At 39.9% G+C, this 10630-nt stretch carries 10 protein-coding genes; 5 read left to right on the forward strand and 5 right to left on the reverse strand.

Going from position 1 to position 10630, the window contains the following annotated elements; genetic code table 11:
* Positions 1-122: 122 nt before the first annotated feature.
* Positions 123-2147: an FISUMP domain-containing protein gene (locus tag ACEW8O_RS23940; RefSeq protein WP_373497153.1), complete on the reverse strand. Its 2025-nt coding sequence runs from the start codon at positions 2145-2147 to the stop codon at positions 123-125.
* 320 nt (positions 2148-2467) lie between these two features.
* On the opposite strand from ACEW8O_RS23940, the gene ACEW8O_RS23945 reads away from it, so the two are divergent.
* The 3 genes from ACEW8O_RS23945 to ACEW8O_RS23955 all read left to right on the forward strand — a co-directional run bounded on the left by ACEW8O_RS23945 (position 2468) and on the right by ACEW8O_RS23955 (position 5985).
* Positions 2468-4360, forward strand: a complete 1893-nt coding sequence (locus ACEW8O_RS23945; RefSeq protein ID WP_373497154.1) for a tetratricopeptide repeat protein — start codon at positions 2468-2470, stop codon at positions 4358-4360.
* A gap of 90 nt (positions 4361-4450) precedes the next feature.
* Positions 4451-5068, forward strand: a complete 618-nt coding sequence (locus ACEW8O_RS23950; RefSeq protein WP_373497155.1) for a response regulator — start codon at positions 4451-4453, stop codon at positions 5066-5068.
* Between the two features lie 314 nt (positions 5069-5382).
* Complete coding sequence (locus ACEW8O_RS23955; RefSeq protein ID WP_373497156.1) at positions 5383-5985, forward strand: alpha-ketoglutarate-dependent dioxygenase AlkB; 603 nt, start codon at positions 5383-5385, stop codon at positions 5983-5985.
* A gap of 68 nt (positions 5986-6053) precedes the next feature.
* On the opposite strand, the gene ACEW8O_RS23960 is transcribed toward ACEW8O_RS23955, so the two are convergent.
* The 4 genes from ACEW8O_RS23960 to ACEW8O_RS23975 form a co-directional block, all read right to left on the reverse strand.
* Entirely contained in the window at positions 6054-6848 is a 795-nt protein-coding gene (locus ACEW8O_RS23960) for a helix-turn-helix domain-containing protein (protein ID WP_373497157.1), read from the reverse strand.
* A 73-nt stretch (positions 6849-6921) separates the two neighbouring features.
* Complete coding sequence (locus ACEW8O_RS23965; protein WP_373497158.1) at positions 6922-7494, reverse strand: aminotransferase class I/II-fold pyridoxal phosphate-dependent enzyme; 573 nt, start codon at positions 7492-7494, stop codon at positions 6922-6924.
* Between the two features lie 34 nt (positions 7495-7528).
* Complete coding sequence (locus ACEW8O_RS23970) at positions 7529-7741, reverse strand: hypothetical protein (RefSeq protein WP_373497159.1); 213 nt, start codon at positions 7739-7741, stop codon at positions 7529-7531.
* Between the two features lie 89 nt (positions 7742-7830).
* On the reverse strand, positions 7831-9273 hold the full coding sequence (locus ACEW8O_RS23975; protein WP_373497160.1) for a nucleoside hydrolase-like domain-containing protein: 1443 nt from the start codon (positions 9271-9273) through the stop codon (positions 7831-7833).
* A gap of 339 nt (positions 9274-9612) precedes the next feature.
* Here ACEW8O_RS23975 and ACEW8O_RS23980 point away from each other — a divergent pair, with 339 nt between their 5' ends.
* Both ACEW8O_RS23980 and ACEW8O_RS23985 read left to right on the forward strand, forming a co-directional pair.
* Positions 9613-9864 (forward strand): hypothetical protein, encoded by a 252-nt coding sequence (locus tag ACEW8O_RS23980; protein WP_373497161.1) that lies wholly within the window; start codon positions 9613-9615, stop codon positions 9862-9864.
* Between the two features lie 120 nt (positions 9865-9984).
* Positions 9985-10630: sulfatase-like hydrolase/transferase (locus ACEW8O_RS23985; RefSeq protein WP_373497162.1), on the forward strand; the 646-nt coding region annotated here is incomplete at its 3' end.

A 10630-nucleotide genomic window follows, 5' to 3' on the forward strand; every position in this document is an offset into this window, starting at 1 on the left:
TTGTTTTTTGAATACCCCATGTGTCAGAAATTGTTCCATGGCGTCCCCGATTCCTCATCCCAGCCGTTTTTGCTTGAAACCGATTGCTCTCCCTTTTACTCACGATCCAGGTAAAGACTGATTTACAAACAACTGTCGTTTCTCCAAGTGAGTGTAATCCGGGTTCCTCCGGGAATGGCTTTCAGAATATTCCATTTATATACCAGTTCGGTGTGAATACCAAACATTTTTGCCTTGGCAAATCCGAAGCTTTTTGTATCATCCAGGTTTTCCCTATCAATTGAAAAATTTGCTGATTTTCCACCTTCAATTTCCAACCGATAGGTTCTTTCTCCTTTTAACGGCAATGATATTTGCTTCCACCAATCAACTAATTTTCCATGCCTGTTTATTCCCGGAGCCAGTTTCACTTCAATCATGTTTCTGTCAATTGCGTCATACTCAATTCTGAAATCAATTTCATCACAATCATCGCCTGTTTCCAGTGTTCCTTCTACCGTGTTATTGGGAAATGGATAAAAAATGGATGCATATTGCTTATCAGTGGGAGATAGATTGACATTGAAAGGATAACCATGATAATCCATTGTTAACCGTGGATCAATCGGGTAATGCATAATTGAATATTCATCGTAATGGGAGTAATTTGTGAGGGTTTGACTGTATTTGAACATTACATTTTGGTCAACCATGTCTTTGCTCCAGAAATTTGGCGCCTGGGCGTAATATTGATAGACCAGATTCTTTTTCCATTTGATGTCTGAGGCAGGCCCGTTGTGCTCATGAACGAAGCCCAAAGCATGACCAAATTCATGAAGGATAACCCGTTGGTTGGCATCGGCATCATTTCCAAGCCATCCAATATTCATTGTTTTTGCATCTGAAGCCACCTGCAGGGCATCCCGCCCTATGCATGACCATGATGATCCGGATTCCATACCGATGCGAATCTGTGCTTCACTTGTTTTTTCAGTAAACTCAAAATTTATATTTGCATAATTCTCCCATATATCTGCATATTTCTTCACAGTATCCTTAAGTGATTCCTGCTTACCGTTAAAATCAATTATGCTATATTTTATGACTTCTCCCGGCGTCCACATTTTTTCAGAATATGCAGTAAGGCCCTGCTGCTGAACAGCTACGTTACTAACCGTACCATCGGGATTGATTTTGTAGAATTTATTGGCATTGACCTGTTCCCGTGATGGGAGCGGAATGTTGGCCTGAGGCAAAACATCCACACACATTTGTATGTTACCCAGATCTTCTTTTAGGTTATTTGAGGTGGTGATTTCTTTATTTGCAAACTCAGCAATTTTAGGAACATTTTTTTCAAAAACCGGACTTTCCTTTTGAACAATGACAGTGTCTTTCAAACACCTGCAGGAATAACCATTGTTTTTGGTTACATAGTTTCTACCAAATTCAGGAGTATTATAATAAAAGTGTCGATACCATAAATAATTGTTAGTTGTTTCATAGGGTGTTGACGTCCAGATTCCGGCAAACTGACCAGCTACCATAAAATCACCATAATCGTTTCGGGTTCCGGCAGGGACTACTGAAAAGCCGGATGTGTTCTCCATGGACATCGTATTGTCTTTCCAGTATTCGCCAAATTTCACAAGTCCTGCCAGCGTGCTGCGGCCACCGGTACGGTTTATTTCATCTTTACCGATGCCCAGAAATGTTTCCAGCTCCTTCCATTCTTCATCGGTAGGAATATGCCATCCTTCAGGGCAGAGTTTCCCGGTTGACGCAGCATAACCATTGTACAGTAATCCGAAAGAATCCGCATTTTTTGAAAGGTTTTCAAAATAGGAATACGCTCCTTTTGTGGTTTGTTTCCATTCACTGGCATCCAAATCAGTCAAAATTGCTGTTTTGTCTCTGTATTGCGTTGTTCTCAGGTTTTGCTGAAACCAGTATTGTTTGCCAATTTTTACAACAGTGTATTTATTGTTGTCCAGGTCATAAACGGGAGCAAGGTTAATATCAATTAAAGTCCCCGTTGTCAAGGTCCTTTCTGCAACTTGGTACGGAATTAGCGTTTCATCCTTTTTCTTCTCTTCGGTCTGCGAAAAACCAGAGCATGAAAAACCGACAAATACGGAAATCCATACAGTAATAAATTTTGTTTTCATACATGTTTAAAGATGATTGTTGAAAATCAAATACTTTTTTACTTTAAACTCACTCAAAACTAATTTTAATAGAAGGCCTTTCCTATCCTGTAAAAGCAGGATATTTTAATCTCTCAAAAAAATATCCTTTAAAAAAGGGATAAGATAGAAAGGTAAAATACGGTAGGTTTGATGAAAATAAAGAAATGCCTTTTTGAGAAATAATTGAATAATTGAAGTAGATTATTGAGGCTTTGAGATTTCTTTGGATACCTACTATGATAAGATTGTGTTTGATGATGAGCTGTCTTTTTTCCCTATCTGTTTTTGGGCAGAGTGTTATGGACTTGGATAGCTTGCTAGGACTTTTACCCAAGGCCAAGGAAGAAATATCCACGGTAGACTTATATATCCACATCGGTCAACAATACGAGAATACCGAACCTGAACTGGCTAAAAGCTATTATCGAAAGGCATTGAATCTCAGTAAAAAGATCGGCTACCAAACCGGTGAAATCAAATTTGCACACAATTACACCTACGTGCTCAATGTGCAAGGGGATTTTGATTCCTCCCTTTATTACAACCTGAAGGCAGTTGAGCTGTCCCGCGAGATCAAGGATTCCGTAAATCTGGCGAAAGCCATGCTCAATACAGGTTCTGTATATCGTTACCTTTCCGACTATGAAACTGCCTCAGAGTATTTTCAGCAAGGAAAGCTGATTTTCGAGAAAATCGGGGACAATGGCATGAAAGGCTTTATCCTAAACGTTCTGCAAGTAATGTATTCTGATTTGAAACTGCACAACCGGGCAATAGAAGTTGGATTGGAAGCGCTGGATTTTTATGAAAAAGCAGGGGACCAACGTATGCTTGGCACGGTGATGAATAATCTAGGACTTTCATATTCCAAATTAGGAAAAACATCCGACGCTATTCCTTTATACCAACGAGTCTTGGAGATCGGAAAAACCACCAAAGATTTTAATATGCAGGGAACCGCATTACTGAATCTTGGGGATTCCTATGGAATTTCGGATAACTATTTAAGAATGGAGCATTCCTATTCCCAAGCCTTGGAGATATTTCAGGAACTTGAATCAGAAGAAGGGGAAATCATTGCACTGAGAGGCTTGAGTATTGTTCGAATTTACCAAAAAGACCCTGTAACTGCTTTGGAATTGGCTAAAAAATCAGTGGATTTGGCCTTGGAAAAAAAATACCCACTGGAACGGCAGAAATCCCTAGTGCAACTTTCGAATGTGTATTTTACCCTTCAGGATATACCTAATGGCAGAAAAGTGATGAAGGAATCAGAGATTTTGGCAGATTGGCTGATCAACGAGAATGTGCAAAGCAAAACCCTTGAAATCGAGAAGAAGTACGAGGTCGAAAAGCAGCGAAACCAAATCTTGAAACTGGAAGCGGAAAATGCAACTCAGCTAGCCATCAATCAACAAAGGAGAATGATCATTTGGATATTGATCATATTGGCAGCTTCGCTTACTGCTATTGGATTATTGATTCAGAGAAAAAACCAACACAAGCAACGACTTCAACTTCAAAGAATCAAGAAACTTGAAACCGAAAAGCTATTAGAAGCAACCGAGGCAGTGCTGAAAGGCGAAGAACAAGAACGAAGCAGATTGGCCAAAGACCTCCATGATGGATTGGGAGGGCTGCTTTCCGGAATTAAATTTTCATTCCAAACCATGAAAGGTAACCTGATTTTGACCCCTGAAAATGCTCGCCTCTTCGAAAGGAGCTTGGACATGTTGGACTCCTCCATTATGGAAATGAGGAGGGTAGCTCACAACCTGATGCCTGAAAATCTGATCAAATTTGGATTGGATGCCGCATTGAGGGATTTTTGTGAGGATATCCACCAGAGTGGAGTGGTTCAGCTTCGATACATCTCCATCGGACTCAAAGGTGAGGAAATCGATCAGACCACAGCGATTTCATTGTATCGGATCATTCAGGAACTGGTCAATAACATTCTGAAACATGCCGAGGCCAAAAAGGCTTTGGTCCAACTGACCAAAAATGGGAATCTGATACTTTTAGATGTGGAGGATGACGGCCAAGGATTTGAACATTCCAAAATGCTCCTTAGCAACGGAATCGGCTGGGCAAATATCAAAAGCCGATTGGAATACCTCAATGCAAAATTTACTTTAGATTCCACTCCAGGAAAAGGTAGCAGCATTCATATAGAAGTAGAATTACCATGAAATCGAGCATGACCGAAAGCATCAAAAAGAGATATGATTAAAAGCCATGCGAGACAGGCTATGTGTCCTTAAAAAAACAATTATAAACACATGAAAACCAAACTCTTTATCGTGGACGACCATTACATGGTCATTGAAGGAATACGATCCCTACTACAGCAGGAGGAGGACATCGAATGGATGGGACATGCCACCAATGGAGAATCCTGTATGGCTTTTCTTCAAAACCATGAACCTGAAGTTATCCTGATGGATATCAGCATGCCGGGGATGTCTGGAATAGAACTTTGCAAAATGATAAAAAATAAATACCCGGGAATCCGGATTTTAGGATTGAGCACCTTTAACCAAAGGAGTTTTGTGGAAAAAATGATCGAAAACGGTGCAAGTGGATATGTCTTGAAAAATGCCAATAGGGAAGAACTGTTGAAGGCGATTCAGGCAGCCAAATCCTTCAAATCTTATCTGAGTTTTGATGCAGCTCAATCATTGAGAAACCCATTGGACAAAGAATCCCCCGTACTGACAAGAAGGGAAAAAGATGTTTTGGAATTGATCGCAGTGGGAATGACCAATCAGGAAATTGCCGATAAACTATTTATTAGCCCTACCACAGTGGATACACATAGAAAAAACCTGATGCTGAAATTTGACGCGAAAAATGTGGCCGCACTGATCAATCTGGCAAGTAAGGGAGGTTTTCTTTAAATCCTTGAAAGGAAATAAAACATGCCTAAAAATGGTATAAGACTAAATTAAGCAGACATTGATGCCATTATATGCTAGGTTAATGACGGCGGATTGAAAAATTGATATTTGTGTTTTTCCTTAATTAAACAATGGACTGATATAGTGGTAATCAACCATATCCAACTAACTTTATTTAGGCACTATATTCACCGATCCTCAGGACGGGGTATGTATACCCCAGATTCTTCAGGACAAGCTTTATCTATAGTTTCTTAACTCTCACCTTTCGCATCTATATTCTCCCATTTCCAATTTTTCCCTACCTTAGAATCATGGATTTATTTAATCAAACATTAACCAAAAATTGGTTACCCAAGGATGGTATTGTCAATTATTACGGCAAAATCTTCAGTCCACAAGAGGCTGATAAATACTATGAAGCCCTGCTTCACAGCATCGAATGGAAAAATGATGAGGCTAATATTTTTGGAAAGAAAATCATCACCAAAAGAAAAGTTGCCTGGTACGGTGACCAAGCATATGAATACACCTATTCCCGTGCAACCAAATACGCACTTCCCTGGACCAAAGAACTGTTAGAACTCAAAAAAGCAATCGAAAAGGAAACAGGAGAGACATTTAATTCTTGCCTTCTGAACCTTTATCATACCGGCGAAGAAGGAATGGCCTGGCACAGTGACGCAGAAACAGACCTGAAAAAAGATGGGGCAATTGGATCTGTCAGCTTTGGGGCGGAGCGGAAATTTGCCTTTAAACATAAGGAGACAAAAGAAAAAGTCGAATTGATTTTGGAACATGGAAGCTTGCTAGTAATGGCAGGCAAGACGCAGACCCATTGGCTTCACCGCCTTCCTCCCACCAAACTCGTCAAGAGACCAAGGGTGAATTTGACTTTTCGGACGATAATGGAATAAAGAGATAAAACATTATCGGTCAGGGATTCCATATGATGAGAATATCATGTGGCACTTAGAAGTGGCATTTATCCCTGCAACTCCCCATTTTCATCAACTTCAAATATCCAGACATAATCTTTACAATCGTTGGACACATTGGGTGTACTACAAGTTTGTTGGGTACCTTCAATCACATATCCGTTATCCTCAGGTAGTTTGGAAATGCTTTTTCCATACTCATTGAAAAATCCTCCATAAGTCTTTTGCCAAGCAAGTTCCCCACTTGAATCAATCTTCAACAGTAGCACATCATAGTTCCCTGCGCCAAATGAACTGGTAGAACCAACCACCAAGCAGCCACCATCTTCCGTGGAAATAACCTTTCCTGCCCGGTCATAGCTGCTACCTCCAAATGTATGCTGCCAGAGAATTTCTCCATCCTTGTCTTTCTTGGTTACTTCGATGTCACAGACTGTATCTGTTCCGCAGTTGATGGTGGCTACGAAGAATGGGTTGTCATTGGGCGAATACACTGCATTTGATTTGGCAGGAAGCCATAAATAAAGGAGTAGAGCAATAATGGGCAATATGGTAAATCCTATGGCTTTTTTAACTGAAGTATTACCGAAGAATGAAATGAGCGTAGTCATAAGAAATTTTGATAAATTGAAGTGGAAAGGTTTCTTTTTATGTGAATTCAAATCTTCCAAATCAACCTCTAAGGCCTTGCTTAGCATTTTCAGTGAATAGACACTTGGATTGACTTCCTTGTTTTCTATTCGCTGCATGGTACGGATCGATAGACCACTTAGCTCAGCAAGTTCAACTTGAGTAAGGCCTTTTTCTTTCCGCAAGGATTTGATTTTTTCTCCTAAATTCACTTTTCAAATATCAATCTAACCAAATAAAAAATTAACGTCAGACACACGTCATGTTTACGTCATCTTAACAATTTCATTTATTGCAATGTTTAATCGGCCTTTTCCCAGTAACAAAATCTTTAAACCTACCCATCGCCACTTCCAAAGCCTGATGACTGAGACTGGTTATCACTATGCGGTAAAATCCCTTTTTTCGATGTCCAAATCCTGCCCCTGGGGTGAAAAGAATACCGGTCTTTTCAAAAATCTCCTTCCATAAGCCGTGTTGTCCCTGATCTGAATCTTCTTCCAAAAATTCCGACATATCCATCCATACGAACAGACTTCCATAGGAGGGATTATAGGGAATACGAAGTTCCTTCAAGCAACTCACTACTATCAAATAGGATTTAGTCAAAGCCTTTTGGTTGGCAGCAATATACATATCCATAAAATCAAGATCCTTCAAAACCTCCTGCATTATCCATTGGGTAAAATTGGAAACAGAGTGGGAAAGTCCTGCATTTCTGTAGCCATTGATCAGGTGTTCATTGTAAGAATGGAGCAACCCAATCCGAAAGCCTGAGATGCCCAAGTCTTTGGAAAATAAATACCAAAAATGGAGGAAAGGGTTTTTCTTTTCGGCCATCAATTGCCCAAAGGACATAAACCGTATGGGGTTAGGGTAATCGGATTTGATTTCAGGATGATTTTAGAGCTTTAGTGATGGATTGAATTTTTTCCTGAAGCATTTCCCAACAAAGGTGATTTTCCGCCACATTCATCAGAAAAGCTCCCTTGGGGTTTTCAAATGCATCAAATTGATTTTCTTTGGCTTGGTTATAAATCTCCAGGCCAACCCTTATTGGTTTTTTGGCAGCCTGGAAACCCCGTTGGGATAAATGTCCTTTCATATTCATTCTCTATTTTTTTATGTAGGAAATTAAATTTAAGAATTAAGTTTAATTTCCCGCTGAAAGAAATAATCGCACAGGAAAAAGGATCATTTTTCACCTGACAAAATAACCCTCCTGTAAGAAACCAGTGGGATATTTCCATTGTCCTTGATTTCCAGTATCAAGTGGATTTCATTGTCGCCAATGTCAGCAGGCACTTTCAACTCCAAAACAGGTTCATCATTCCCCTCGATTTTCATTTCATTTGGATAGGTCCCGGCTTCTTTGTAATAAAACCAACAATAGGATAATTCATCACCATCAGGGTCATAGGAACCTGAAGCGTCCAACTTGACCACAGCACCTGGTTTTTTTTGAATCCGGATGATTTCATTGCTTTTATTGCCATTGAGGACAGCAATGGGTTCATGGTTCACCTCATCGGGATTTTTGATGGAATATTGAAGTCGGTTCATAAAACTGTTTTTCACCTCAGGTATCCACCTTTCCAAATGCTGATTGTCCACATCGCAGGTATGATAATATCCCTGGGGAAAGTCCTCGCCCATTGGCCTGAACATGCTTCCCCAACTGCCTTGGGTGGGTTCCAGTGGATCATTCAGACCCCGCACTGCACTCAATAGATATAAAAAAGCAGGAGTGTCCCCCTCTCCCCCATGGTCATAAATCTCCGACATGGGGCCGTGGCCATTGACTTCGGATTGCTGCATTACCTTGATGTATTTCCAAAAATGACCCCCATCATGGAGCAGCCATGCAGGAGAAACCCTATCCCCTTCGAATGTAGAAGTCACCGTACCCATGTTGGTGCATTTCAATGCCTGTACTTTATCCAGATCAATCAAATAATCAAAAGTAATGTCCTGTAAAAGGATTCCGAAAATATGGAGCTTTTCCAACAGTTTTTGGAATTTCTCTTCTGAATGATTCTCCTTATAGCGGTAAAGCGCCTGGACAAAAGTAATCGGCACTCCCCACATCTGCACAAAAATCGGTCTGTCATCCTCTTTATCAAAAATCTCCTGAAGATATTCACTTCCCTCAGAATCCTTGGATTCTCCATTTGGGTTGAGACCCTCCCCGATCCAATCATGGAAGTGTATGTCACCCCAACTGCTTTCCACATACCTTCCGGCGATTTCCTGGGCAAACTTTTTTTCATTAGTCAACCAAATGATGGGCAATGCACCCCTACCTTTTTTGGTCAGGTTTTTAAGTGTGGAATATGTCGGGAATTCCGGATGGTGCTTACGAAGCTGCTGAAACTCCTCACTATAGGCATCTAAGATATTGTTGACTTTTTGCCAAGGTCCATCCTGATCGTAATTGAAATCAGGAAGCTGTTGGGTGACAATGATAGCTTCCGTGTCAAAATAATGTGAATAATAAAGATATCTGATCAAAGAATTTCCATCATCATGGGTCATGTCTGTCATGATCACTACCCGCGGTTTTTCTTGGGCGTGAAGGTTTCCTGTAGCTGAAATGAAGAAAAATGGAATAAGGAGGAGTTGTAGGATGGTTTTCATGTTACTGGATTGATAAAGTTATCTGGTTTAAGATAGTGGTTTTTCCTAATATTTTTTGGAAAGGGAAAAAATATCGATTGACAATACCGGAAAAAAAGGCTACATCATTGCTTAAAACAGCTTTTTTATGGAGCAGTAGAGGGCAGGCCTAGGTTGTATTGAAGCACTTTTCATCAAAATGATAAAGCGGACGGACAAAGCTGTTTTAGTTTTTCAAAATCTTCTAAAAGAGCTTTTACAAGTTTGTAAAATCAATCTCATAACCCTAAAATTAAACACCATTTTGAACAGTAAAAAGGCTGACCTACCTTTGGTTGTAAATCCAATTTTAAAAAAAATATGTTCGAAGGCCCCAACTATCCCAAAACCCTTGATGAATCACTTTTTGATGATTGGCTGGAAAAAGGACGTGCAAGCAAAATCCCTTATGCCTACCTAATGGTGATCTGGGATGAATTGGATGGTTTATACATTCCTGTATATGTCGAGGAGCGAATTGACCTTCAAAAGTATGCACGCTATGGTCAGGCGCCAGACCATCAGCTATTGGTGGCTGCTTATGACCTGTATTCTGAGACGAGGGTGATTTAGAGGATGATGGTCACATGCTTACTGTTTTGGTGTGTAAAATATTCATTTTTCGGTTTATATTGGGTTATATTATAAATTACAAATCCAGTCTCCGTCATAAAGTTTTAACATAAAAAAATCATGATTTCAAAGCATTTAATCCCTAAGAAATTTATTGCCTTGATTTACATATTTGTATTTGCATTATATAATTCTTTTGCCCAAAAACCCCATATCATTTTGATTGTAACAGACCAGCAGTGCTATGATGCAGTAGGTTATATTGAAGGTTCGAATATCATTACTCCAAACCTTAATCAATTGGCAGAGGAAGGGGTTTATTTTACCAATGCCTATTCTTCCACTCCAAGTTGTACTCCTGCTAGGGCAGCACTGCTGACAGGAATGTCACCTTGGGGTCATGGCATGCTTGGATATGCTAAAGTTGCACGGCAGTATCCATTTGAAATGCCCAAAATGCTAAGTGACCAAGGTTATTATACCTATGGTATAGGCAAAATGCATTGGTCTCCTCAGAAGACTTTACATGGATTTCATGGAACTTTGGTCGATGAAAGTGGTAGAATAGAATCAGATGGCTTTATCAGTGATTACCGAACTTGGTTTAAACTTAAAGCTCCAGGGCAAGATCCAGATGAAACAGGAATCTTGTGGAATGAACATAATGCAAAAACGTATCAATTAGAGGAACATTTGCATCCTGACCATTGGAAATCAGAGATGGCAGTAGAATTTTTGGGAAACTACGATTTGGATAATCCCTTGT

Origin of the sequence: Aquiflexum sp. (assembly GCF_041749095.1) — a bacterium.
GTDB lineage: Bacteria > Bacteroidota > Bacteroidia > Cytophagales > Cyclobacteriaceae > Aquiflexum.